Below are 24,059 nucleotides of genomic sequence, written 5' to 3'. Positions count from 1 at the left end.
TTCCTTGTTGTCATAACTCCGCCAGAGGCGGATAGCCTTGTCAAAGCATCGCCTTGACGCGTTCGATGACGGCTTCGGCGGTGATCCCGAACTCCTTGTAAAGCGCCGGGGCGGGCGCCGATGCGCCAAAGCCCTGCATTCCGACAAAGGCGGATTTCTCTTCGCGGCCGCGCTCACCCAGAAGCAGCCAGTCCCAGGGCTGGCGCACGGCCGCCTCGATCGCGACCCGGACCGTGTCGCCCGGCAGGACCTGCGCGCGCCATTCGGCGGGTTGCGCGCGGAACAGCTCCATCGACGGGACCGAGACGACGCGCGTCGGCGTGCCGTCGGCCTCCAGCGCATCGCGCGCAGCCACCGCGATCTCGACCTCCGAGCCGGTCGCCATCAGCACCACCTGCGGCTTGCCACCGGATGCTTCGCGCAGCGTATAGGCGCCCCTGGCGGACCGGTTCTCATCGTGGTGAGTCGTCCGCAGGGTGGGCAGGTTCTGGCGCGACAGCGCCATGATCGAGGGACGATCCGTCTGGGACAGGGCGATTTCCCATGCCTCGGCGGTCTCGACCTGATCGCAGGGACGCAGGGTCAGGATGTTCGGCGTGGCGCGCGCGATCGCCAGATGCTCGACCGGCTGGTGGGTCGGGCCGTCCTCGCCCAGGCCGATGCTGTCATGGGTCATCACATAGACGACCGGCAGTCCCATCAGCGCCGACAGCCTGATCGCGCCGCGGGCGTAATCGGTGAAAGTCAGGAATGTTCCGCCATAGGGGCGAAAGCCCCCATGCAGCCAGATGCCGTTCATCGCGGCCGCCATGGCGTGTTCGCGGATCCCGTAATGGATATAGCGGCCCAGCCGATCCTCGGCTGAAAAGACACCCATGTCGCCGGTCTTGGTGTTGTTCGAACCGGTCAGATCGGCGGAACCGCCAAAGTTCTCGGGCATGTGGGGGTTCAGCACCTCCAGTACGTTCTCGCTGGCCTTGCGGGTGGCGACCTTCGGCTTGCCCTCGGTGGTCTGGGCCTTCAGCGCGCGCACGGTCGGTTCCAGATGCGGGTTGGCACGGTTGTCGATTCGGCGGGCGAATTCGTCGCGCATGTCCGAAGACAGCGCGTCGACGCGCTTTTGCCAGCCCTGGCGGGGTTCGCTGCCACGCGCACCGATCTTGCGCCAGTCCGAGGCGATCGCGTCGGGGATCTCGAAGGGCGGGGCGTCCCAGCCCAGGGCGTCGCGCACCGCCGCGATTTCGTCGGCGCCAAGCGGCGAGCCGTGGGCCTTGGCGCTGTCTGATTTCGTGGGCGCGCCGAAGCCGATGATCGTCTTGCAATCGACCAGCACGGGCCGGCCGTCATCCTGCGCGGCCTCTTTCAGCGCGCGATCGATATCGGCTGCGTCGTGGCCGTCGCAGGACAGTACGCGCCAGCCCGACGCCGCAAGGCGGGCACGCTGGTCGGTCCTGTCCGACAGGCTGACGCGGCCGTCGATGGTGATGTCGTTGTTGTCCCACAGCACGATCAGGCGGCCCAGCTTCTGCGCCCCGGCGAGGCCGATCGCCTCCTGGCTGATGCCCTCCATCAGGCAGCCATCGCCGGCGATCACCCATGTCCGGTGGTCGCACAGCTCGGACCCGAATTCGGCCCGCATCGCCTCTTCGGCCATGGCCATGCCGACGGCGTTGGCGATGCCCTGACCCAGCGGGCCGGTGGTCGTCTCGACGCCCTCGACATGGCCGTATTCGGGATGCCCGGCGGTGATGTAGCCAAGCTGGCGGAAATTCCTGATCTGCGCGATCGTCATCTGCTGGTATCCGGTCAGATGCAGCAGCGCATAGATCAGCATCGAGCCGTGGCCGGCCGACAGCACGAACCGATCACGGTCGAACCAGTGCGGCGCCGAGGCGTCGAATTTCAGATGGTTGCGAAACAGCACCGTGGCCACGTCGGCCATGCCCATGGGCATGCCGGGATGGCCGGAATTCGCGGCCTCGACGGCATCCATCGCCAGAACGCGAATGGCGCTGGCCAGCTTCCAGTGCTCGGGGTCGGCCTTGCGGCGAGCGTCGATGTCCATGGCGGTCCCTTCGGGCTAGGTTGTTTGCCGTTTCTGTTAGGGGCGATGCGGGCCGGTTGCAAGCCGCAGCCGGGCTGACTAGGGTCGCTCAGCGTCATTCGAGGGGCCGAGAGTTGACGAACACCGCCGCTGCCATCGTCGGCATGTGCGACCGGGGGATTGCGGCGCAGCTGATTGGCCTGCTGAACGTGATTCGGCTGGGGCGCAAGTTCGGCGCCCATGCGGTGCTGTTCCACACAGCCGGGCAGACCGCCGGCGCCGCCGATCTGCACATGCTGCTTGAACCCGGCTTCGTGTCGCGATGGACGGCTGCGTTGACAAAGCAAGTGGAGCTGTCCGGTCGCCCGGACCTTGTCATGCTGCTCCCCGATCTCAGCGAGGCGCATCTGGCTGGCCGGATCGCGTCGGGCGAACGGTTCGTGATCGACCGTCCGCCCGGGATCCTGTCGCTGATGGACGAGGGCGAGGATCAGGTACGGCGCGAGGTCGCCGGGATCGCCGCAGAGTTGCCTTTCATCCCCGAGATCGGTGCGGCGCTGTCCGAGGCGGTAGGCTGCATCGAGGCCTGGGGAGGCGAGGACATGTCGCAGGCCGTCGCCCTGCATCTGTGTCGGGGCGGCGGGTCGCCCGGCCCGTCACCGGACCATGTCGCGGACGAATTCGCCCGTTCGTGGGCGGCGCGGCAGACCGCCGCCGTCTTGCTGTTCGCGGACTGTCCCCAGGCCGAGGCCCATGTCGCCCGCGCCGATCCCGGCCTGATAGCGGCCGGCGGGTTGTGGGCGGGCGACCTCGGCCCGGAACCGGCAAGGCGCAAGGTTCTGGACATCCTGCTGATGTCCCGCTGCGCGCGGATCGGTGGCGCCTCCGCCAGCCTGACCGCCAGGGCGGCGGCGGCGCTTGGTGGCCGCCGCTTCTGCCCGCTGCCCGAATTCCTGTCGCCCGGGGAACGCCACCAGGCCGCCAGCGCGCTGATCGACCGGATCGTCAACGACCCCGCCAGTTTCCTTGATCTGCCCGATCTGGTCCGCTCGGCCGAACAGGCCGCCATCGCCGCCCAGACCGCGGGCCAGGGTATGCGGCTGGCGCGAGCGCTGTGCGAACAGGGGGTATGGACGCGGGCACGGCCGTTTCTGCGGCATGTCATCGCCGCATCTGCGCTGGCAGGCGGGGACGAGGCGCTGGCGCGGGTCGAGGCAGGTCGCGGGCTGGCCGAATCCGTGCTGAACCATCATGCCACCATGCAGTGCCGGCAGGTGCTGGACCTGATCGCGGGGCAGGACGATCCCCGGGACCCCGCAAGCCAGGACGGCTTTCTGGTCGCCTTGCTGACGGATCCTGCGGTCGAAAGTCCGACGCGGGACAGGCTTGCAGACCTGCATCTGGGCCGTGACGGCGCCATGGCGCGGACCCTGATGTTTCCGGTCGGGGTGCTTGCCGCGCGCAGTCACCCGGCAGTTTCGGACGGGCGCCCGGCACTGGCGGTCTGGGCCTGTCGTCTCGACTGGCAGGAATTGCTGCCGGACGAGGCTGCGTGCCGGCCGATGCGCGACCGCCCGCCACTGCACGCCAAGCTGGCGATGCTTGGTCCCGAACTGGCCGAGGTCGAGCAGGCCTTGGTGTCCGGCCATGCGCTCGCTTCGCCGCAGCCGGGCGAGACGCTGGACAGGTTGGGGCTTGCAGCCGCCGCCCTGTCCCTGCACGGACGTCACGCCCGTGCGCTGCGACTGCTGAAATGGCTGGTCCGCCAGCGCCCGGACGATCCGCTGACCCGGAAGCGTCTGGCGGACGTCATGTTCCGCCTGGACAGGGCAGAGGAGGGGCACGCACAGTTGCAGGCCGCGCTGCGGTCGCGGCCCGACAACCCGCTGCTGCATCTGTCGCTGGCCTGCCGGGCGGCCGATCAGGGCGACGCCAGGCGGGCCTGGGACGCCCACAGACATGCCGGGCTGATATGGTCCGGAAGCCGGATCGTCAGCCTGCTTGCGGACCAGCTCCGCAATCGCCTTGCGGCGCGGCGCTAGTCGTCTACGAGAGGGACCGGCGCCAGCGGACGGATCCGCAGCCTGGTGATCCGGTTCTCGCGTCGTGCGACAACCTCGAAACGGTAGCCGTGGAATGAGAAGACCTGCCCCTGGTCGGGAATCGACTGTGCCATGTGGATGACCAGCCCCGCCGCGGTATTGGCCTCATCGTCGGGCAGGTTCCAGTCCAGCTGGCGGTTCAGGTCGCGGATCGTCATGCCACCATCGACGGTGTAGTCGCCCTGGGCATTCGGCGTCAGGGTCTGGTCGGCCTCGGTATCGTGCTCGTCGGCAATCTCGCCGACGATCTCTTCCAGGATGTCCTCAAGCGTGATCAGCCCGCGCAATGTCCCGTATTCGTCCACGACCAGCGCGAAATGGGTCCGGCGTTTCAGGAATTCGCGCATCTGTTCGTCCAGCGCGGTGGTTTCGGGGACGAAATAGGGCTTCATCGCAACCGCCATCACGTCGAAGGTCTGCAAGGCGCCGGGATCGCCGCTGTCGCGGATGGCCTTGTTGACAGCGCGCAGAAGGTCCTTGGCGTGGATCACGCCGACGACATTCTCGCGTTCATCGCGATAGACGGGCAGGCGGGTATGCGGGCTGGCCAGCACCGCGTCGAGGATTTCGGCCGGCGGGCGGGCCGCGTCGATCATCTGGATGCCAGAGCGGTGGCGCATGATCTCTTCCACGGTGCGGTTGCCCAGGTCCAGCGCGCCAAGCAGCCGGTCACGATCCTCCTTGTGGACCGCACCGGCGGCATGCCCGATCGACAGCGCTCCGGCGATTTCCTCCTGCACCGAGAACATGTGCGTTTCCGGGTCGGTCTTGAGGCCGAACACGCCCAGGATGCCGCGCACGATGAACCGCACAACCGCCACGATCGGCGAAAGCAGCCGCGTGACCCAGCGGATCGGACGGGCCACCCGGCTTGCCACGGTCTCGGGCGCCGAGATGGCATAGGTCTTCGGCATCACCTCGGAAAAGATCAGCACCAGAACGGTCATCACCAGCGTCGCCATGGCGACCCCGCTGGCCCCGAAAAGCCGGGTGAAAAGCGCCGTCGCCAGGCTGGCCGACAGGATGTTGACGACATTGTTGCCCAGCAGGATGGCGCCGATCAGCCTTTCGCTGTCCTCGGTGACCGCCAGCGCGGCCTGGGCGCCCGGATCGCCCTTGTCCGCGCGCGAACGCAGCTTTGACCGGCTGGCTGCGGTCAGCGCGGTTTCCGAACCGGAAAAGAAGCCCGACAGCATCAAAAGCACCAGAATCGATGCGATCGTCATCCAGAAGGCGGCGTCAAGCATAGTGTTGGGGTCGTCCATGGGTCCTTATCGATCCTTGAAATCCGGGCTGTGGTCTTCAGGCCCTGGCGCGCCGGCAAGGCGGGCCAGAGGGTGATGGTTGAGCACCAGATCGCGCATCCGCGCATCCAGCACATGGGTATAGATCTCGGTCGTGCCCAGATCGGCGTGACCCAGAAGGGTCTGGATGCTGCGCAGGTCGGCGCCGCCTTCCAGCAGATGCGTGGCAAAAGCGTGACGGATGACATGCGGCGTGACACGCGCCGGGTCAATCCCCGCAAGCACCGCGATGTCTTTCAGAAGCCTGCCAAGGCTTTGCCGCGGCATGTGACCCGCCGCGCCGGGCGCGGGAAACAGCCAGCGACCTGCCTTTCCGGCGATCAGCCGACCAAGCGGGCTGTCGTGGGGCGCGTGGTCGCGCAGGTGCAGCCAGCCGGACAGGGCGCGGCGGGCGGGGCCGGTCAGGGGCACCATCCGGTCCTTGCCGCCCTTGCCGCGGATCAGCAGCAGCGCGGGGTCTCCGCGACACGCGGCGACCGGCAGCGCCACCAGCTCGCTGACCCGCATCCCGGTCGCATAGAGAAGCTCGATCAGACACAGGTTGCGGATGCGCTCGGTCTGGCTGCGGCCCATCCGGGGCGCAGCGTCCAGGAGGCCCTCGACCTCGTGACGGCCAAGCGTTCTGGGCAGCCGTTGCGCCCGGCCGGGCCCTGCGATCCTGATCGCGGGATCGTCCTCGCGCCAGCCTTCTTCCAGCGCGAAGCGGGTGAATTGCCGGATCGAGGCCAGCCGACGGGCGCGGGTCGCCCGCGCCAGCCCCTGCGCGTCGCAATGCGACAGATAGTCCTCGACCATCTCGCGTGTCAGCCCGGCCAGCGCTTCCCGACGACCGGACAGCCAGTCCGACAGGTCGCGCAGGTCGCGACCATAGGCCAGCAGCGTGTTTTGCGCCGCGCCCGCCTCGGCGGCCTGGGCGTCCAGAAAGGCCGAAATGGCGCGGTGATCGGCGGGTGTGCCCATCATTGCATCCCGGTGAAATGCGGTCTCAGGGTCAACTGCGCAGCGGCCAGATCCGCATCCGCCTCGAGCCCCAGCGCGCGCAGCATCGCAAGGCCGCGCGCGGCCCGCGCGAGATCGCCCTCGATGCCGGCGTCGATATCGGCCATGGCAGCCAGCATCGCCTCGCCCTTCCGGTCCCGGGGCGGGGGTGGTGTGCCGGCAACCAGATCGGGCAGGACTGTCAGGGGCGGATCGACCGGCTGGCCCTGCCATTGCAGCAGCCAGCGCGCGACCTGCGCCGCATCCGACCCGGCATCCGCCTGCCGGGGCCGGGGCAGGTCCGACGCGACCATGGCGGCCAGCACATCGGCCATGTCGGCCCTGCTGAATTCATCGAAGGCGCGAGGCAACGCCGCCAGTGGATTGCCCGAAGCGATCGCCGCCTCGAGGGTGCGCATCGCGCCGGCACGTTCCCAGACCCCGCCCGACGCGGCGGGTTTCTGTTCGGCATAGATCTCTCGAAGAGTTGCGGCGGGGATCGCGCCGACACGGGCCAGACGCTCGGCCGCCTCCAGCCGGGCCTTCCAGCCATTGTTCAGCCGCAGGTCCGACTGCGCGAATGCAAGCGGCAGCGACACGGTCGGCAGCGGCTGGCCGATCGCCTCGTGGATGCGGAACTCCAGCGGCGTGATCCTGTCGGATGGCTGGATCGCCTGACCGTTATCGACGAATGCGTCGTCGAGGAAATGGGTGAGCAGCACGGCCTGATGCGTGTCGATCAGCCCCAGCGCCTCGGCACCCTGCAGGCTGATCGCCGCCGCCGCCCAGTCGCCGGTCTGGGCCAGGCAGAAGATGCGCGCCGAAAAGCTGGGCGCGACGCCCGGCGTCGTGTCCATGATCCGGCAGGCCCGGCCTTCATCGCCCTGCAGCAGCGCGATGTCGAAAAGCCGCCGAAACACCTCGGAATCGCCTGGTCCGGCGGTCAGCAGCAAGGCCTGCGCCGGGTCGAGCGCGCCCATGTCCAGAAGGCGGTCCGCCCGGGCCAGGAAAAGCAGGCCGGTGTCGCCGGGATCGCGCGGGTCAGACGATCCGGCCGAGGGCGGGGTCAGTTGCGCCAGCAGCACGCGCCGCAGCAGATCGTTCATCGACGCAAGCCTGGCCGGCGTCTGTCGCAGCAACTGTGCCAGCGTCTGCGGCTCGCTGCCTTGCCACAGATCCGCCGGCAGCCCGGCCTTGCGCGCGGTGATCGTGCCGGCGGCGTCGGGATTTCCCCCATCCAGCCGCGTGACCCGCACCATCCCGACCGAACCGCTGGAAGCCACCGGCTGCGACCGGTCACGCGGCGGTGGCGGGCGCTGCCCGGGCCGCCAGGCCGAACTTTCGCGCACCGGGCCGCGCACGCTGCCGGACAGCCAGTCGCTGGCCGACAAGGGTTTCTGCTGCGCCAGAGACGGCGCCGTCATCGGGGGCAAGAAGGAAAGAATCGCGGCCAGCGCGGCGCGCGCGAAGATCCGTAAGGGATCAGTCACCCGACCCTCCCAACGCGACCGGGCTGCGAACCTCTTGTCGCACCGGGTCCATGTCACCCAGATAGGCATACGCCACAATGCCGATTGCGCCGGCCAGAATCAGCACCACCAGAAGCTTTATAAACCGCATCGAATTCGCCTCGTTCGTCTCTTGTTTCATCTTCTGCCGCCGCTTCATGCGTCGGTTCGGACCGAATATATATGGCAATCTGCGAAAGATCACGCCATTCAGACAGCCGATGAAGGGGAGGGCCGGATGAGGCAGCGGATAAGGCGGCATATCGTGCTGATCGGCATGATGGGGGCGGGCAAGACCGCCATCGGGACCGAGATCGCCCGCCGGCTGCAGGTGCCCTTCACCGATTCCGACGCAGAAATCGAAACCGCCGCCGCCATGTCCATCAGCGAGATCTTCGCGCGCGACGGTGAAGCGTTCTTTCGCGAGCGCGAGACCCAGGTTCTGGCGCGGATTCTCGACGGACCTCCGGGTGTCGTCTCGACGGGCGGAGGTGCGTGGATGCGCGCCGAGAATCGCGCGCTGATCCGCGGGCGGGCGCTGTCGGTCTGGCTGAATTGCGATCTCGAGACGCTGTGGCATCGCGTGCGACAGCGCAGCACCCGGCCGCTGCTGAAGACGCCTGACCCCAAGGCCACGCTGGCCACGCTGATCGCGCAGCGCTACCCCCTTTATGCCGAGGCCGAACTGACCTTCGATGCGCGGCCCGGCGATAGTGTCGAGGCGGCCGCGACGCGGCTGATCGCCGCCATCAGCGCGGCCCATCCCGACCTTCTGGAGGCAAGATGATCGAACCCGTAACCGTCCATGTGCCGCTGGGGGCGCGCGCCTATGACGTCCGCATCGGTGTTGGCCTGATCGACCGGGCAGGCACGGAGATCGCGCCGCTGCTGCGTCGGCCGCGCGTGGCGATCGTCACGGATGAAACGGTCGCCGCGCTGCATCTGCCGCGGTTGCAGGCGTCGCTTTCGGCGGCGGGGATCGCCTCCGAGGCGATGTCATTGCCCGCAGGCGAGGCGACCAAGACCTGGCCGCATCTGATCGCGACAGTCGAATGGCTGCTGGAACACAAGATAGAGCGGCGCGATGTCGTCCTGGCCCTTGGGGGCGGCGTGATCGGCGATCTGGTCGGCTTTGCGGCGGCGATTCTTCGGCGCGGCGTACGGTTCGTCCAGTTGCCCACCTCGTTGCTGGCGCAGGTGGACAGCAGCGTGGGCGGGAAGACCGGCATCAACGCCCCGCAGGGCAAGAATCTGATCGGGGCGTTCCATCAGCCGTCGCTGGTGCTGGCCGACATCGCGGTGCTGGAGACGCTGGACCGGCGCGATTTCCTGGCCGGCTATGGCGAGGTCGCGAAATACGGCTTTCTGGGAGACGCGGCGTTCTTTGGCTGGCTGGAGCAAAACGCCGACAGGCTGCGCGACGATCCGGTGCTGCGGCAGCGCGCCGTGGCGCATTCGGTCGGCATGAAAGCCGGGATCGTCACCCGCGACGAGACCGAGCAGGGCGAGCGCGCCTTGCTGAATCTCGGGCACACATTCGGCCATGCGCTCGAAGCGGCGACCGGCTATTCCGGCCGGCTGCTGCATGGCGAGGGGGTGGCGATCGGCTGTGCCCTGGCCTTCGACCTGTCGGCGCGGATGGGGCTGTGCAGCCAGGAGTCGCCGTCGCGAGTGCTGGCGCATCTGCGAAGGCTGGGGCTGCCCGCCAGCCTGGCCGATATTCCGGGCGACCTGCCGGACGACGCGGCGCTGATTGCGCTGATGGGACAGGACAAGAAGGTCATGGATGGCCGGCTGCGATTTGTGTTGGCGCGAGGAATCGGTGAGGCCTTCGTCTGCGACGATGTCCCGACCGAGGTGTTGGCGGCGGTCTTGCAGGATGCGCGGGCGGGTTGAGACAAGCCATGTCCGCCAGAATTTCACGGCCGACACGCGCCGGTCCGTCCGCCGACCTGCCCGCGGCACCGTTCGGATGGTCAATGGCCATGGATCGCTCGGGTTTTCGGGGCTTTGTCTCGCGCGTCCGCCGAATGGACGGGCCTCGTGTGGTTCGCTCTGTTCCAGCGGTTGCCGTTTCCCGTGACAGGACCGTTCCGGTCGAAAACGCCCGCGACGGCTCTGCGCTGTCGACCCGCGCACGCTGGCGGCTGGCTTCGACAATATCCTGCGCCGATGCGCTGCGCTGAGGGCCACTTCGCCCCGCCTGCGAAGGCTGAGAAATTCCAGGCCTGTTCCGGGGGGACCCCATGAGGGATTGCCGCGCGCTTTCCAGCCCGGCGACCGTGTCACAGACGAGTGGGAATCGTCATCGAGGGTCGCGGTCCGCCTCCAGCCCAAATCGATTGGCCCATGCCACAGGGTGTCTTGCAGGGGCTGCTTTCCCGGCTGCGCAGCACCTGGGATGGTCGGGAAACGTGAAGGATCGCTGACGTTGCAACGGCTGCGAACCAGACGTCGCATGGTTCAAAAACAGTCCTCCCGTTCGCCGCGCTTGCATGCGCGATCATCCGGGGCAGCTGTGCCGGATCGACCCGCGGCGGGCGGCGCATGGGGCCCGGCCAGACATCCGCATGGGACTCTCCAGGCGTCGAATGGAACGCCGACAAGCGAGACCACCGACATACCACCTTGTCGGGCTTGTCGATCACCTGACGGCGCTGGCGCGATCGGCCAGACCGGGGCGCCATGGATCAGCGATCTTCCGCCGCATGTTAGCCTGGCTGTTCTGCCGTGCCGGTGTACCGCACAGGCGACCGGATCCGGCGTTTTCCGGACGCGCGCCTGCCGAGGCGTTCCGGTTGGTGGATCCAGCCGAGCAGATCTCATCCGTCCGGCGCATGTCCAGACAAGAACGCCCCGCCGGGCGGCTGCACGGCGGGGCGGATGATCAGCGGATGAAGGACGCTATTCGGCGGTCAGAAGCGGCGTCTTGGATTTGCCGATGCGCGGCGTCTCGGGACCAGTGATGTCGAAAACGGGTTTGTCGTCTTCGATCTTCACCCGCACCACGCCGCCCTTGGTCAGGCGTCCGAACAGCAACTCCTCGGCAAGCGGCTTCTTGATGTTTTCCTGGATGACCCGTCCCAGGGGACGCGCGCCCATCCGGTCATCATAGCCCTTTTCGGCCAACCAGTCGGCCGCTTCCGGCGTCAGTTCGATGTGGACATTTCGATCCATGAGCTGGGCTTCCAGTTGCAGGACGAATTTCTCGACCACGTGAACGACGACCTCGCGCGACAGGGCGGCAAAGCTGATGACGGCGTCCAGACGGTTCCGGAATTCCGGCGTGAAGGTGCGCTCGATCGCGGCCGTATCCTCGCCCTCACGCTTGTCGCGACCGAACCCTATCGCGGCTTTCTGCATGTCCGAAGCCCCGGCATTCGAGGTCATGATGAGGATCACGTTGCGGAAATCGACCTGCCGGCCATTATGGTCGGTCAGCTTGCCGTGATCCATGACCTGCAACAGGATGTTGAAGACGTCGGGATGGGCCTTCTCGATCTCGTCCAGCAGCAGCACGCAATGGGGATGCTGATCGACGCCATCGGTCAGAAGCCCGCCCTGATCGAACCCGACATAGCCCGGAGGCGCGCCGATCAGACGACTGACGGCATGTTTCTCCATGTATTCAGACATGTCGAAGCGGAGCAATTCGACGCCGAGTGTGGATGCAAGCTGTTTGGCGACCTCGGTCTTGCCGACGCCGGTCGGGCCCGCGAACAGGTAGTTGCCGATCGGTTTCTCGGGTTCGCGAAGTCCCGCTCGCGCCAGCTTGATCGCCGACGACAACGCGCTGATCGCCGCGTCCTGGCCAAAGACCACACGCTTGAGCGTGGTTTCCAGATCACGCAGCACTGCGGCGTCGTCCTTGCTGACATTCTTGGGAGGGATGCGCGCGATCTTGGCGACCACGGCCTCGATCTCCCTGGGGCTGATGGTCTTGCGCCGCTTGCTTTCGGCGACCAGATGCTGCGCCGCGCCGGCTTCGTCGATCACGTCGATCGCGCTGTCAGGCAGCTTGCGGTCGTTGATATAGCGACTGGCCAGCTCGACCGCCGCCTTGATGGCGTCGTTGGTGTAGCGCAGCTCGTGATGCTTTTCGAAATGCGGCTTGAGACCCATCAGGATCTTGACCGTATCGGGGACCGAGGGTTCGTTCACATCGATCTTCTGAAAGCGGCGGCTCAGCGCGCGATCCTTTTCGAAATGCTGGCGATATTCCTTGTAGGTCGTTGAACCCATGCAGCGCAGCTTGCCGCCGGACAGCGCCGGTTTCAGCAAGTTCGAGGCATCCATGGCCCCTCCCGAGGTCGCGCCGGCGCCGATCACGGTATGAATCTCGTCGATGAACATGATCGCGTCGTCGTGATTTTCCAGTTCCTTGACGACCGCTTTCAGGCGTTCCTCGAAGTCGCCGCGATAGCGGGTGCCGGCCAGCAGCGCGCCCATGTCCAGCGAGAAGATGGTGGCTTTCGCCAGCACTTCGGGGGTCTGGCCCTCGACGATCTTCTTGGCCAGCCCCTCGGCGATGGCGGTCTTGCCGACACCGGGATCGCCCACCAGCAGCGGATTGTTCTTGCGCCGCCGGCACAGCACCTGGATGCAGCGTTCGACTTCGTCCTCGCGGCCGATCAGCGGATCGACGTCTCCCTTCTTTGACTTGGCGTTCAGGTCGATGCAGTATTTCGACAACGCGGTTTCTTCCTTGGCCTCCTGCGTGTGCTCGGCCTGCTTTGCTTCGGACGGCTCGTCGGAGCCGACGACCTTGCGGCTTTCGCTGAAGGAAGGATTCTTGGCTACCCCGTGGGCGATGAAGTTGACCGCGTCGTAACGGGTCATGTCCATTTCCTGCAGGAAGAACGCAGCGTTCGATTCGCGTTCGGCGAAGATCGCGACCAGGACATTGGCGCCGGTGACCTCTTGCCGGCCCGAACTCTGGACATGAATCGCCGCACGCTGGATGACGCGCTGGAACGCGGCGGTCGGAACCGCTTCCGAGCCCTCGACGTCGGTGATCAAGGTCGAAAGATCATCGTCTATGAAGTCGACAAGCAGCTTTCGCAACTCGTCCAGATCGACATTGCAGGCCCGCATGACCCGAACCGCGTCTGGCTCGTCGGTCAGTGCCAGAAGCAGATGTTCGAGCGTCGCAAGCTCGTGTCGATGTTCGTTCGCCAGCGCAAGCGCCTGGTGAATGGCCTGTTCCAGAGAGGTCGAGAAACTTGGCACGGTCGTCTCCTGTCAGTCGGCTGGCGGTATGGGCATATTTTGCGGCCCACCTGCCCAGACTGTCATGATACAGTTAAGATTTGGTGGATTGCGCCCGGCATCAAGTGTTTTTTCGCCAATCCGGCACGTTTTTCCCACGAATAAGGCAGATGTGATGACGCGACGGGCGGATTTCAACCCGTTGCACCGGCGCTGGTGACGTCGCGCGGCGCACCGGCGCCGGGCGTCAGAAATCATCCTTCATCCTTCGCAGCCGCGCGAAGACCTCGGCATCCGCAGCGCCCTGCATTCCCAGTGAGGCGCGCAGGTCGTTCACGCGAAGGAACGGGTTGGTTGCGCGTTCCTCGGCAAGGGTTGCGGGCGCGCAAGGCTGGTGGGCATCCGCAACCTCCTTGATGCGCGTCTTCAGCGCTTCGTTGTCGGGGTCGACCGACAGGGCGAACGCGCCGTTTGCCGCGCAATAATCGTGGCCCGAGCAGATCAGCGTGTCCTCGGGAAGGGCGTTGAGACGCGACAGGCTGGCCCACATCATCGCGGCGTCGCCCTCGAACAGCCGTCCGCAGCCCATGGCCATCAGGCTGTCTGCCGTGAACGCATAGCCCGATCGCGGAAAATGGAAGGCGACATGGCCGACCGTGTGGCCCGACACGTCGATCACCTCGACCGGTTCGTCCAGCATTTCCAGTGGTTCGCCAGGGCGCACGCTGACATCCAGCGCCGGCAGACGGCTGGCGTCGGCCTTGGCGCCGATCACCTTCGCGCCGGTGGCTGCCACGATCTCGGCCACGCCATCGACATGGTCGGCGTGATGATGCGTCAGCAAGATCGCGTCCAGCGTCCAGCCGCGAGCCTCAAGCTCGGTCAGGACCGGCATCGCCTCGGGTGCGTCGATCAGCGCGGTTCCCGAATCGCCATGCAGAAGATAGGCATAGTTGTCCTTCAGGCAGCGCAGCGTCACCAGATCCAGCGGCATTGGCAAATCCTTTCCTCTGTGCTGTGGTCTAGACTTACAAAAGCGTGGTCCGGGTGCAATGCATCACGATATCGACGAGCTTCGGAACTTTTACTACCAGCGGTCGCTGGGGCGCGTGGTGCAGCGTATCTTGCGCGACCGGCTGACGGCACGCTGGCGGCCCGAGGTTTCGACCGGCATGACCATTGCCGGCTTCGGCTTCGCGGCGCCGATGTTGCGCCCCTATCTGACGGCGGCGCGCCGCGTCACCGCGCTGATGCCGGGGCCGCAGGGTGTGATGGGGTGGCCCGCGGGCATGCCCAATCACAGCGTGCTTTGCGACGAGACCGCCTGGCCGATCGAGACCGGCAGCATCGATCGCCTGGTGATACTGCACGGGCTCGAGACAAGCGATCACCCGGCCGCTCTGCTGTCGGAAGCATGGCGGACGCTGGGGCCGGGCGGACGGATGATCGTGATGGCGCCAAATCGGGCAGGTTTGTGGGCTGCGTCCGAGAGCACGCCATTCGGGCTGGGCCGCAGCTACACGACCGGGCAGCTTGAAAGCCAGACACGCGCGGCCGGGTTCGTGGCGGAATGGCATGGCTCGGCGGTGTATATCCCGCCCTCTGACCGGCGCTTCTGGCTGGGCAGCGCGCAGATGTGGGAACGGACCGGGGCCCGGATCAGCCGGGTGCTGATCGCGGGCGTCGTGCTGGTCGAACTGTCCAAGCAGACGCGCGCGCCCGCGGGGCCTGGCGTCAAGGTCCATGTGCCCAGCCCGATGGAGATTCTGGACGGTGTCGGACTTCCGCGCCCCGGTCGTGCGCCCGCCGCCCGCGTCGGGCCGCGGGACGCCTGAGACCTGTCCATAAGGTGAGGTGTCGCATAAGCGGAAAATCGCCTATATTGACCAGGTGGTAAGTTTGTTAGGCGGTGTGATGTCATGTGTGCTGTTTGTGTATCGTCGGCTCTTGAAGGCTGGCCGATCTTCGTTCTCTGTGGTGCGGGAGTGCAGCGTCGAGAAGGTCAACTGACCGAAACGCTGAGGTCCTGCCGGTTGCCGTTTCAGGTTCTTGAAACGCCCCGGGGCGGTTCTTTTGTCGGTTGGAGATCAGCGTTGCATCGGCGCGCCTGGCGGCGGATCCGTGACGAGGATCTGGCGGGCGCGATCCTGATCGAGGACGGAGCCCGGCTGGTGCCGGGCTTTGTCGATTTCATCGAGTCGGGCGGCTATCTGCACGCCGATCTGACCCAGTTCTGCTATGGTCGTGCACGTGTCTGGCGCTGGGGAGGCTGCGACGCGTCTCCGGGCGTCAGATTGCGGCCACTGGCTGCCTGCACGGGGCTTTCGGCGGGCTATTCCCTGTCGCGGCGCGGTGCCAGGCAATTGCTGGAGGCGGCCGGCGCGTCTCGCGATGCACGCGATTCCGCTGCTGCGGAATGGCCTCGGGATGTCGCAAGGCTGGATACGCTGGTCAGCCGCCCGCGGCTGGTCGAGGCGCCAGACTGGCTGGCTGACGCGATCCCGCGCGAGCCCGTGCAGGAAGTCCCGGCAGAGCGTGGGCGCGGCGCGGGCTGGCGCGATCTGTCGCCGGCAAGCCTGTCGCACGGTGCCGCGCAGCGACTGCGCGGATTTGCCAGAACGCAGCTGAGCAGGGACCTCTCGTCCGGGTTCTAGTCCGGCTGCGGGCCTTAGCCTCGGCATCGCGCCGCGACCGCTTCGGTGGTCGCGGCGCTGTCGTTCGGGCTGGCTGCGACAGCCTGACGCAGCCGCCCCTGTGCCGCGCATTCGAAGCCGGGCGGGCGTGATGCGGGGGCGCAATTCCTCTCGTTTACGTGTGCTTGCCTGTTGCCGCCCGTGAAATCACCTGCTAGAGACGCCGCAGATTTCAGGACGGCCCTCCAAAAGCCGTGCGACCGCGACCCGCACCCCGCGACTGACCTGACGGATGTCCGGCCCGCCGGCGGGGTTTGCGCAAACCGTAAAGGATGAACGTGGCAAACTCGGTCTCCATGTCCCAGAGCATCGCCGGACGCTATGCGCAGGCAGTCTTCGATATCGTGAAGGAAGACGGGGGGGTGGACGCGCTGGCCCAGCAGACCGCCGATCTTGACGCGGCGCTGCACGACAGCGCCGAACTTCGCAGCCTGCTGGCCTCGCCGCTGTATTCGCGCGACCAGCAGTCCCGTGCCATTTCCGCGCTGGCCGAGAAGATGGGGCTGTCCGCGACGCTGGCGAACACGCTGAAGCTCATGGCCTCGAACCGCCGTCTTTTCGTGCTGCCTCAACTGGTTCGTCAATTGCAGGCGCGGATCGCCGACGAGCGCGGCGAGGTGACCGCCGAGGTCACCAGCGCCATCGCGTTGACCGATGAACAGCAGCAGCGCCTGACCAGCACGCTGGCCGACAAGTCCGGCAAGAAGGTCAAACTGAACACACGCGTCGATGAGGGTCTCATCGGCGGCATGATTGTCAAGCTGGGCTCGCAGATGATCGACTCGTCGGTCCGCTCGAAGCTCGCCTCCCTCCAGAATGCTATGAAAGAGGTCGGATAATGGGAATCCAGGCAGCCGAGATTTCGGCCATCCTCAAGGATCAGATCAAGAATTTCGGTCAGGAGGCCGAGGTGGCCGAGGTTGGCCAGGTGCTGTCCGTCGGTGACGGCATCGCGCGCATCTACGGCCTCGACAAGGTTCAGGCCGGCGAGATGGTGGAATTTCCGGGCGGCGTCCGGGGTATGGTTCTGAACCTCGAGACCGACAATGTCGGCGTCGTGATCTTCGGCGATGACCGCGAGATCAAGGAAGGCGACACCGTCAAGCGCACCCGCTCGATCGTGGACGTTCCGGTCGGCAAGGCGCTGCTGGGTCGGGTCGTGGACGGACTGGGCAACCCGATCGACGGAAAGGGCCCGATCGAGGCCGAGGAACGCCGTGTGGCGGATGTCAAGGCGCCCGGCATCATGCCGCGCAAATCCGTGCACGAGCCGATGGCGACCGGCCTCAAGGCCGTGGACGCGATGATTCCCGTCGGCCGCGGACAGCGCGAACTGATCATCGGTGACCGCCAGACCGGCAAGACCGCGATCGCGCTGGACACGATCCTGAACCAGTTGAACTACAACGGCCGCGAAGGCGACGGCATGAAGACGCTGCACTGCGTCTATGTCGCCGTCGGCCAGAAGCGTTCGACCGTTGCGCAGCTGGTGAAGAAACTGGAAGAAACCGGCGCGATGGCCTACACCACCGTCGTCGCCGCGACCGCTTCGGACCCTGCGCCGATGCAGTTCCTGGCGCCCTATTCGGCGACCGCGATGGGCGAGTATTTCCGCGACAACGGCATGGACGCGCTGATCATCTATGACGACCTGTCCAAGCAGGCCGTCGCGTATCGGCAGATGTCGCTGCTGCTGCGCCGTCCGCCCGGCCGCGAAGCCTATCCGGGCGACGTGTTCTACCTGCACTCGCGCCTGCTCGAGCGTTCGGCCAAGCTGAATGAAGACAATGGCGGCGGCTCGCTGACGGCGCTGCCGATCATCGAGACGCAGGCGGGCGACGTGTCTGCCTATATTCCGACCAACGTGATCTCGATCACCGATGGCCAGATCTTCCTGGAAACCGACCTGTTCTTCCAGGGCGTCCGCCCTGCCGTGAACACCGGCCTGTCGGTCAGCCGCGTGGGCTCGGCCGCCCAGACCAAGGCGATGAAATCCGTCGCCGGTCCGGTCAAGCTGGAGCTGGCGCAGTATCGCGAGATGGCGGCCTTCGCACAGTTCGGTTCGGACCTTGACGCGGCCACCCAGCGCCTTCTGAACCGTGGCGCGCGACTGACCGAGCTGATGAAGCAGCCGCAATACGCGCCGCTGACCAACGCCGAGATCGTGATCGTGATCTATGCGGGCACCAAGGGCTATATCGACAAGGTGCCGACGCGCGAAGTCGTGGCCTGGGAACAGGGCCTGCTGCAGTTCCTGCGCAACCAGAAGTCGGAGTTGCTCGACGACATCACCCGCAACGACCGCAAGGTCGCCGGTGATCTGGAAGACGCGATCAAGGCGGCGCTGGACGAATACAACAGCACTCGCGCCTGAGAGGGGGAATAGATGCCCAGTCTCAAGGATCTCAAGAACCGGATCGGAAGCGTCAAGAACACGCGGAAGATCACGAAGGCGATGCAGATGGTCGCCGCCGCCAAGCTGCGCCGCGCGCAAGAGGCGGCGGAGGCCGCGCGACCCTATGCCGATCGCATGGCCGCGGTGATGGCCGGGCTGACCGCAAATTCCGCGGGCTCGGATACCGCACCGCGGCTGCTGTCGGGCACCGGCTCGGACAAGCGGCACCTGCTTGTCGTGATGACCTCGGAACGCGGCCTGGCAGGCGGCTTCAACAGCGCGATCGTCAAGCTTGCCCGGCAACATGCCGAGAGGCTGCGCGGCGACGGCAAGCAGGTCGCCATCCTGACCGTCGGCAAGAAGGGCCGCGAGCAGCTGAAGCGCGAATACGCCAAGCAGTTCGTGAACCATGTCGATCTGTCCGACGTGAAGCGCGTGGGCTATGAAAATGCCCGCACGATCTCGGATGACGTGCTGGACCGGTTCGAATCGGGCGATTTCGACGTCGCCACGATCTTCTACAGCCGGTTCGAGTCGGTGATCAGCCAGGTGCCGACCGCCCGCCAGATCATCCCGGCGGAAGTGCCCGAGGACGCAGACGCGGGCGGTGCTTCGTTCGCGTATGATTACGAGCCGGGCGAGGACGCCATTCTGGCAGAGCTTCTGCCGCGCTCGGTCGCGACGCAGATCTTCGCGGCGCTTCTGGAAAATGCGGCGTCCGAACAGGGCGCGCGGATGACGGCCATGGACAACGCCACGCGCAACGCAGGCGACATGATCGATCGTCTGACGACCGAGTACAACCGCTCGCGTCAGGCCGCGATCACCAAGGAACTCATCGAAATCATTTCGGGCGCCGAGGCGCTCTGACCGTAACGCAGAGGTGACAACATGGCAGAGGCCAAGGGCAAAATCACGCAGGTGATCGGCGCCGTCGTTGACGTGCAGTTTGAAGATGACCTGCCGTCGATCCTGAACGCGCTGATAACAAGCAACAATGGCAAGAAGCTGGTGCTGGAAGTGGCGCAGCACCTGGGCGAGAACACCGTCCGGACCATCGCCATGGACGCGACCGAGGGTCTGGTCCGCGGCGAGCCGGTGACCGACACCGGCGGCCCGATCATGGTGCCGGTCGGCGAGGTGACGCTGGGTCGGATCATCAACGTTGTCGGCGAACCCGTCGACGAAGGCAGCCCGATCGAGGCCACGGAAACCCGCGCCATCCACCAGCCCGCGCCCGACTTCGCCGCGCAGGCGACCAGCTCGGAAATCCTCGTGACCGGCATCAAGGTCATCGACCTGCTGGCGCCTTACTCCAAGGGTGGAAAGATCGGCCTGTTCGGCGGCGCAGGCGTCGGCAAGACCGTTCTGATCATGGAGTTGATCAACAACATCGCCAAGGTGCACTCGGGCTATTCGGTGTTCGCAGGCGTCGGCGAGCGGACCCGCGAGGGCAACGACCTCTACCACGAGATGGTCGAATCCGGCGTCATCAAGCCGGACAATCTGAAGGAATCGCAGGTGGCGCTGGTCTATGGCCAGATGAACGAGCCTCCGGGCGCCCGCATGCGCGTCGCGCTGACCGGCCTGACCGTGGCGGAACAGTTCCGCGACTCGACCGGCAGCGACGTTCTGTTCTTCGTGGACAACATCTTCCGCTTTACCCAGGCGGGCTCCGAGGTGTCGGCGCTGCTGGGCCGCATCCCTTCCGCCGTGGGTTATCAGCCGACGCTGGCCACCGACATGGGCGCGATGCAGGAACGGATCACCTCGACCAAGAACGGCTCGATCACCTCGATCCAGGCCGTCTATGTTCCGGCCGACGACCTGACCGACCCGGCGCCTGCCACGACCTTTGCCCACCTCGACGCGACGACCGTTCTGTCGCGCGCGATCTCGGAACTGGGCATCTACCCGGCCGTGGACCCGCTGGACTCGAACTCGCGTATTCTCGATCCGGCGGTTGTCGGCGAAGAGCATTATCAGGTGGCCCGCGACGTGCAGGGCATCCTGCAGAAATACAAGTCGCTGCAGGACATCATTGCCATTCTGGGCATGGACGAACTGTCCGAAGAGGACAAGCTGACCGTGACTCGGGCCCGCAAGATCCAGCGCTTCCTGTCCCAGCCCTTCGACGTGGCGAAGGTGTTCACCGGTTCGGACGGCGTTCAGGTGCCGCTGGAAAAGACCATCGCGTCGTTCAAGGCGGTCGTGGCCGGTGAATTCGACCACCTGCCGGAAGGCGCCTTCTACATGGTTGGCGACATCGACGACGTGAAGGCGAAAGCCGAGCGTCTCGCCGCCGAAGCCGCGTAAAGGGGGCAAGATGGCCGATACCATGCAGTTCGACCTCGTCTCGCCGGAACGGAGACTCGTCTCTGTTCCGGTGCGCGAGGTGCGCCTTCCGGGCAGCGATGGCGATCTGACCGCCATGCCCGGCCACGCGCCCACGATCGTCTCGCTGAGGCCCGGTCTGGTGACTGTCGTCTCGGGCGAGGGAACGCAGTCGGATTTCGCGGTGACCGGCGGTTTCGCCGAGATCAACGGCGAGTCCGTCAGCCTTCTGGCCGAACGCGGACATCCCCGGCAAGAGATCACCCAAGAGATCTTCAACGAGATGATGACAGAGGCGCAGCGCAAGAAGAAAGCCGCGCTGGCAAAGGCCGAGAAGAGTTCGGCCGGCGAAGATTTCGTGACCGCCGCCGTCAAGCTGCTGGCCGACATGGAGGCCCTGGGCACGCATATCGGTCTGGACCCGAACCAGGCGAGCGCGCCCGACTGATCACGCCCGTAAATCTTACTAAAAACTGACCTTATAGGCAGGCCCCGGCATCCATGCCGGGGCTTTCTCTTGTTCGCCAGCCCATTGTAATGTCGATGGAGCAGGAGGACCGGAATGCAGCGTATCAGCCACAGCGCCGTGGGCGTCGCGCGGGGAGCCGCGATGCTTTTCTCGGCGTTCGAGGATAACGGGCCGATGTGGTCGGGCGACGGGCCGCGTGTCGAACGCAAGCGCGTCTCGTTTCCCTCTGCCTTTCTGCTTCCGCCCGTTGTTCAGGTCGCGATCGGCATGTGGGACATCGACGGCAATAGTAACCAGCGCGCCGACATCTCGGTCGACAAGGTGACCGAGGACGGGTTCGAGATCGTGTTCCGCACCTGGGGCGATACCAGGGTGGCGCGGATCAGGGCTGAATGGCTGGCAATCGGCGCGGTGTGCCACGACGACGATTTCGCGCTGTGACGATCCGCAAATCGAACCGCCGCGCCCCCGGCCTGACGGCAACGCTCAGGCGCGGTCCAGGTTGACCGAGATCAGCCCCGCGACCTTGTCGGGATGGGTGAGCGGCAGCATGTGCCCGGCATCCGGCACATTTGCCCGCCCCACATCCGGCAGCCGTGAAGCCAGCTGGTCGGCAATGGCATGGATGACCGAGGGCGAGTCCGTCCCCGAGATCAGCAGCACCGGCGCGGCGATCGCCTCAAGCCCGCCGGGGCGCAGGATCCGTGCGCGATCGTCGGACAGGGTCGGTCCGGTCGCGGACACCAGCGCGATCCTGTCCTGCATCTCTTGCCGCATGACTGCGGGCAACTCGTCAAGGCCCTGCGCGCCCCACTGGGCCAGGAAGGCGCGCGTGGCCTCTTCGGTGCGACCCTCGGCCAGCAGGTCGTTCATCCGCTGATCCCGCCGGGCCTGTTCGGAATCGCCCGCTGCGGCGAACAGCACCGGCTCTATCAGTGTCAGGCTGCGGACCGCTTCGGGCGCGGCGACCGCAATCCGCAGCGCCACCGTTGCACCCATGCTGTGCCCGATCAGGTCCAGCGGGCGGCTGATGAAACTGGCAGCGATCCGTGTGACCGCGGTGTGATAGTCCGGATCCTCGGGGCCCGGCGTCCAGGCGTCGCTGCGTCCGTGTCCGGGCATGTCGAAGCCGCGCAGGTCGATGCGCCCGCCAAGGCGCTGCGCGATCGGGCCCCAATAGCTGCCGCTGGCCAGCATGCAGTGCAGGGCAAGGGCCGGGCGCGCGGGGTCGCCCGGCCAGCGGCGCTCGAAGATGCCGCTCACAGGCTTGCCAGGTGACGGTCCAGAAACGCCAGCCGATCCTGTCCCCAGAAGCGCTGCCCGGTTTCGCGCACGACATAGAAGGGCGCGCCGAAGGCACCGGCCTCGACAGCCTGTTCCAGGTTGCGGCCATAGGTTTCGGCCCCCACGAACAAGCCCCTGTCGGCAAGGTCCGGATCAAAGCCGTGGTCGCCCAGGATGTCGCGGATCACGTCATTGTCGCTGATGTCGCGCTGTTCGGCCCAGACCGCGCGGGTGAATCCGTGGACAAGCCCGCCCGGATCGCCGCCCCCGGCCTGCTGCGCGGCGATCACGGCATAGGACGACGGTGCCATGTTGACCGGCCAGTGTGCGGGCTTCAGGTTGAACGGCATGTCCAGGAATTCGGACCAGCGGACCAGTTCCTGCGCCCGGTATTCCATCCGGCTGGGATGGCGGTCCGCTGGCCGGATGCCCCCCGTCCGGTCGAAAAGCTGAAGCAGGTCCACCGGCTTGTAGGTGACGGTTGCGCCGTGTTTCCGGGCGATCTGTTCCAGCCGGTCGCCCGCCAGATAGCAATACGGGCTGATGGTCCCAAGATAATAGTCGATACTGGCCATAAAGACGGTCCTTCCCGGTTTGCCCGCAGGCTAGCGCGGTGCTAAGGCGTCTGCAATCTGACGAATCCTCGCCAAAGGCCAGCCCCCCATGCCCGTCATGACCGAACCCAAGCTCATTTCCGGAAACGCCAACCAGCCGCTTGCGGCGGCGATCGCCCGGCGCATGTCGATGCATCGCGGCATGAATGTGAGCCTTTGCGATGCCCGGGTCGAGCGGTTCAACGACCAGGAGATCTTTGTCGAGGTGTTCGAGAATGTCCGCGGCGAAGACATGTACATCATCCAGCCGACATCGAACCCGGCAAACGACAACCTGATGGAATTGCTGATCATGACCGACGCGCTGAAGCGGTCGTCGGCTGCCCGGATCACTGCGGTGATCCCCTATTTCGGCTATGCCCGGCAGGATCGCCGCGCGAAGGCCCGCACGCCGATCAGCGCCAAGCTGGTTGCGAATCTTCTGACCCAGGCCGGTGTGGACCGGGTGCTGACGATGGATCTGCACGCCGTGCAGATCCAGGGCTTCTTCGACATTCCGGTGGACAATCTTTATGCCGCGCCGGTCTTTGCCCTCGACGCGCAGCACCACTTCAGGGGGCGCATGGACGATCTGATGGTCGTCTCGCCCGATGTCGGCGGCGTGGCCCGTGCGCGCGAGCTGGCCGCGCGGATCGGCGCCCCGCTGTCGATCGTGGACAAGCGCCGCGAGAAGGCCGGCGAGATCGCCGAAATGACCGTGATCGGCGAGGTCGCCGACAAGGTCTGCATCATCGTGGACGACATCTGCGACACGGCCGGCACTCTGGTGAAGGCCGCGCAATTGCTGATCGATCAGGGCGCGAAGGAAGTGCATGCCTATATCACCCACGGCGTACTGTCGGGCCCGGCGGTCGAGCGGGTCAGCAAGTCGGTGATGAAATCGCTGGTCATCACCGACTCGATCCAGCCGACCGAGGCGGTGAAAGCCGCGCCGAACATCCGCATCGTCCCGACGGCGCCGATGTTCACCCAGGCAATCCTGAACATCTGGAACGGCACGTCGGTCAGCAGCCTGTTCGAGACCGACACCCTGCTGCCGATCTATGAGGGGCTTTATACCTCTGCCTGAACGCGGTTGTATCCGGCAAAGCCCACGACCGGCATGTGGAGCCTGCCCGGCCTCGGG

General features: G+C 66.1%; 21 protein-coding genes. 12 read left to right on the top strand and 9 right to left on the bottom strand.

The features are described 5' to 3' along the window. Positions 1-40: 40 nt before the first annotated feature. The gene (gene tkt, locus L1965_RS00835) at positions 41-2,065 is read right to left on the bottom strand and encodes a transketolase (protein ID WP_235754515.1); all 2,025 of its coding nucleotides are present in this window, start codon (positions 2,063-2,065) and stop codon (positions 41-43) included. Positions 2,066-2,178: 113 nt separating this feature from the next. Between tkt and L1965_RS00830 the strand changes: the two genes are divergently transcribed. Next, positions 2,179-4,086, top strand: coding sequence for a tetratricopeptide repeat protein (locus tag L1965_RS00830; RefSeq protein ID WP_235754514.1), 1,908 nt, complete (start codon positions 2,179-2,181; stop codon positions 4,084-4,086). Here L1965_RS00830 and L1965_RS00825 read toward each other — a convergent pair. From L1965_RS00825 to L1965_RS00810, 4 genes are read right to left on the bottom strand one after another with little or no spacing between them, the layout of a single operon-like run. After that, positions 4,083-5,411 (bottom strand): HlyC/CorC family transporter, encoded by a 1,329-nt coding sequence (locus tag L1965_RS00825; RefSeq protein WP_235754513.1) that lies wholly within the window; start codon positions 5,409-5,411, stop codon positions 4,083-4,085. The genes L1965_RS00830 and L1965_RS00825 overlap by 4 nt on opposite strands. A 6-nt stretch (positions 5,412-5,417) precedes the next feature. After that, the gene (locus L1965_RS00820; protein ID WP_439332040.1) at positions 5,418-6,410 is read right to left on the bottom strand and encodes a tyrosine recombinase; all 993 of its coding nucleotides are present in this window, start codon (positions 6,408-6,410) and stop codon (positions 5,418-5,420) included. Next, positions 6,410-7,918, bottom strand: coding sequence for a hypothetical protein (locus L1965_RS00815; protein ID WP_235754511.1), 1,509 nt, complete (start codon positions 7,916-7,918; stop codon positions 6,410-6,412). The genes L1965_RS00820 and L1965_RS00815 overlap by 1 nt, the downstream gene beginning before the upstream one ends. Next, positions 7,911-8,078: a hypothetical protein gene (locus L1965_RS00810; RefSeq protein ID WP_235754510.1), complete on the bottom strand. Its 168-nt coding sequence runs from the start codon at positions 8,076-8,078 to the stop codon at positions 7,911-7,913. The genes L1965_RS00815 and L1965_RS00810 overlap by 8 nt, the downstream gene beginning before the upstream one ends. 96 nt (positions 8,079-8,174) lie before the next feature. On the opposite strand from L1965_RS00810, the gene L1965_RS00805 reads away from it, so the two are divergent. Both L1965_RS00805 and aroB read left to right on the top strand, forming a co-directional pair. Then, complete coding sequence (locus tag L1965_RS00805; protein ID WP_235754509.1) at positions 8,175-8,723, top strand: shikimate kinase; 549 nt, start codon at positions 8,175-8,177, stop codon at positions 8,721-8,723. Next, a complete protein-coding gene (gene aroB, locus L1965_RS00800) occupies positions 8,720-9,832 on the top strand; it encodes a 3-dehydroquinate synthase (protein WP_235754508.1) in 1,113 nt (370 codons plus the stop codon). The genes L1965_RS00805 and aroB overlap by 4 nt, the downstream gene beginning before the upstream one ends. A gap of 1,008 nt (positions 9,833-10,840) precedes the next feature. On the opposite strand, the gene clpA is transcribed toward aroB, so the two are convergent. Continuing rightward, the gene (gene clpA / locus L1965_RS00795) at positions 10,841-13,165 is read right to left on the bottom strand and encodes an ATP-dependent Clp protease ATP-binding subunit ClpA (protein ID WP_235754507.1); all 2,325 of its coding nucleotides are present in this window, start codon (positions 13,163-13,165) and stop codon (positions 10,841-10,843) included. A gap of 226 nt (positions 13,166-13,391) precedes the next feature. After that, a complete protein-coding gene (gloB, locus tag L1965_RS00790; protein WP_235754506.1) occupies positions 13,392-14,138 on the bottom strand; it encodes a hydroxyacylglutathione hydrolase in 747 nt (248 codons plus the stop codon). A gap of 58 nt (positions 14,139-14,196) precedes the next feature. Between gloB and L1965_RS00785 the strand changes: the two genes are divergently transcribed. From L1965_RS00785 to L1965_RS00750, 8 genes are all read left to right on the top strand, one after another. After that, complete coding sequence (locus L1965_RS00785; RefSeq protein WP_235754505.1) at positions 14,197-14,979, top strand: class I SAM-dependent methyltransferase; 783 nt, start codon at positions 14,197-14,199, stop codon at positions 14,977-14,979. A gap of 258 nt (positions 14,980-15,237) precedes the next feature. Beyond that, positions 15,238-15,798 carry a hypothetical protein gene (locus L1965_RS00780; protein ID WP_235754504.1) on the top strand — a complete coding sequence of 187 codons (561 nt, stop codon included), beginning with the start codon at positions 15,238-15,240 and terminating at the stop codon, positions 15,796-15,798. Between the two features lie 311 nt (positions 15,799-16,109). Further along, positions 16,110-16,676 (top strand): F0F1 ATP synthase subunit delta, encoded by a 567-nt coding sequence (locus tag L1965_RS00775; protein ID WP_235754503.1) that lies wholly within the window; start codon positions 16,110-16,112, stop codon positions 16,674-16,676. After that, entirely contained in the window at positions 16,676-18,211 is a 1,536-nt protein-coding gene (gene atpA, locus L1965_RS00770; protein WP_235754502.1) for a F0F1 ATP synthase subunit alpha, read from the top strand. Before L1965_RS00775 ends, atpA begins: the two co-directional genes overlap by 1 nt. 12 nt (positions 18,212-18,223) lie before the next feature. After that, positions 18,224-19,102: a F0F1 ATP synthase subunit gamma gene (locus L1965_RS00765; RefSeq protein WP_235754501.1), complete on the top strand. Its 879-nt coding sequence runs from the start codon at positions 18,224-18,226 to the stop codon at positions 19,100-19,102. A gap of 21 nt (positions 19,103-19,123) precedes the next feature. After that, entirely contained in the window at positions 19,124-20,548 is a 1,425-nt protein-coding gene (atpD, locus tag L1965_RS00760; protein ID WP_235754500.1) for a F0F1 ATP synthase subunit beta, read from the top strand. 10 nt (positions 20,549-20,558) lie between these two features. Beyond that, entirely contained in the window at positions 20,559-21,014 is a 456-nt protein-coding gene (locus L1965_RS00755) for a F0F1 ATP synthase subunit epsilon (RefSeq protein ID WP_235754499.1), read from the top strand. A 114-nt stretch (positions 21,015-21,128) separates the two neighbouring features. Beyond that, positions 21,129-21,476: an H-type lectin domain-containing protein gene (locus L1965_RS00750; protein WP_235754498.1), complete on the top strand. Its 348-nt coding sequence runs from the start codon at positions 21,129-21,131 to the stop codon at positions 21,474-21,476. Between the two features lie 45 nt (positions 21,477-21,521). Here the strand turns inward: L1965_RS00750 and L1965_RS00745 are convergent, their stop codons facing one another. Further along, on the bottom strand, positions 21,522-22,298 hold the full coding sequence (locus L1965_RS00745) for an alpha/beta hydrolase (protein ID WP_235754497.1): 777 nt from the start codon (positions 22,296-22,298) through the stop codon (positions 21,522-21,524). Then, a complete protein-coding gene (locus L1965_RS00740; RefSeq protein ID WP_235754496.1) occupies positions 22,295-22,894 on the bottom strand; it encodes a 2-hydroxychromene-2-carboxylate isomerase in 600 nt (199 codons plus the stop codon). The genes L1965_RS00745 and L1965_RS00740 overlap by 4 nt, the downstream gene beginning before the upstream one ends. An 88-nt stretch (positions 22,895-22,982) precedes the next feature. Between L1965_RS00740 and L1965_RS00735 the strand changes: the two genes are divergently transcribed. Beyond that, a complete protein-coding gene (locus tag L1965_RS00735; RefSeq protein WP_235754495.1) occupies positions 22,983-24,002 on the top strand; it encodes a ribose-phosphate pyrophosphokinase in 1,020 nt (339 codons plus the stop codon). The last annotated feature ends 57 nt before the right edge of the window (positions 24,003-24,059 follow it).

This window comes from Paracoccus salsus, from assembly GCF_021556615.1.
Classification (GTDB): Bacteria; Pseudomonadota; Alphaproteobacteria; order Rhodobacterales; family Rhodobacteraceae; genus Paracoccus; species Paracoccus salsus.
The sequence above is the reverse complement of the archived record's forward strand: the minus strand, read 5'-3'. Positions and strand labels throughout refer to the sequence as shown.

Excerpts from the sequence above, each read along its gene's own strand:
- tkt (WP_235754515.1), bottom strand. The coding sequence starts at position 2,065 with ATGGACATCGACGCTCGCCGCAAGGCCGACCCCGAGCACTGGAAGCTG.
- L1965_RS00825 (WP_235754513.1), bottom strand. The coding sequence starts at position 5,411 with ATGGACGACCCCAACACTATGCTTGACGCCGCCTTCTGGATGACGATC.
- L1965_RS00820 (WP_439332040.1), bottom strand. The coding sequence starts at position 6,410 with ATGGGCACACCCGCCGATCACCGCGCCATTTCGGCCTTTCTGGACGCC.
- L1965_RS00810 (WP_235754510.1), bottom strand. The coding sequence starts at position 8,078 with ATGAAACAAGAGACGAACGAGGCGAATTCGATGCGGTTTATAAAGCTT.
- L1965_RS00805 (WP_235754509.1), top strand. The coding sequence starts at position 8,175 with ATGAGGCAGCGGATAAGGCGGCATATCGTGCTGATCGGCATGATGGGG.
- aroB (WP_235754508.1), top strand. The coding sequence starts at position 8,720 with ATGATCGAACCCGTAACCGTCCATGTGCCGCTGGGGGCGCGCGCCTAT.
- gloB (WP_235754506.1), bottom strand. The coding sequence starts at position 14,138 with ATGCCGCTGGATCTGGTGACGCTGCGCTGCCTGAAGGACAACTATGCC.
- L1965_RS00785 (WP_235754505.1), top strand. The coding sequence starts at position 14,197 with ATGCATCACGATATCGACGAGCTTCGGAACTTTTACTACCAGCGGTCG.
- L1965_RS00775 (WP_235754503.1), top strand. The coding sequence starts at position 16,110 with ATGAACGTGGCAAACTCGGTCTCCATGTCCCAGAGCATCGCCGGACGC.
- atpA (WP_235754502.1), top strand. The coding sequence starts at position 16,676 with ATGGGAATCCAGGCAGCCGAGATTTCGGCCATCCTCAAGGATCAGATC.
- L1965_RS00765 (WP_235754501.1), top strand. The coding sequence starts at position 18,224 with ATGCCCAGTCTCAAGGATCTCAAGAACCGGATCGGAAGCGTCAAGAAC.
- atpD (WP_235754500.1), top strand. The coding sequence starts at position 19,124 with ATGGCAGAGGCCAAGGGCAAAATCACGCAGGTGATCGGCGCCGTCGTT.
- L1965_RS00755 (WP_235754499.1), top strand. The coding sequence starts at position 20,559 with ATGGCCGATACCATGCAGTTCGACCTCGTCTCGCCGGAACGGAGACTC.
- L1965_RS00750 (WP_235754498.1), top strand. The coding sequence starts at position 21,129 with ATGCAGCGTATCAGCCACAGCGCCGTGGGCGTCGCGCGGGGAGCCGCG.
- L1965_RS00740 (WP_235754496.1), bottom strand. The coding sequence starts at position 22,894 with ATGGCCAGTATCGACTATTATCTTGGGACCATCAGCCCGTATTGCTAT.
- L1965_RS00735 (WP_235754495.1), top strand. The coding sequence starts at position 22,983 with ATGCCCGTCATGACCGAACCCAAGCTCATTTCCGGAAACGCCAACCAG.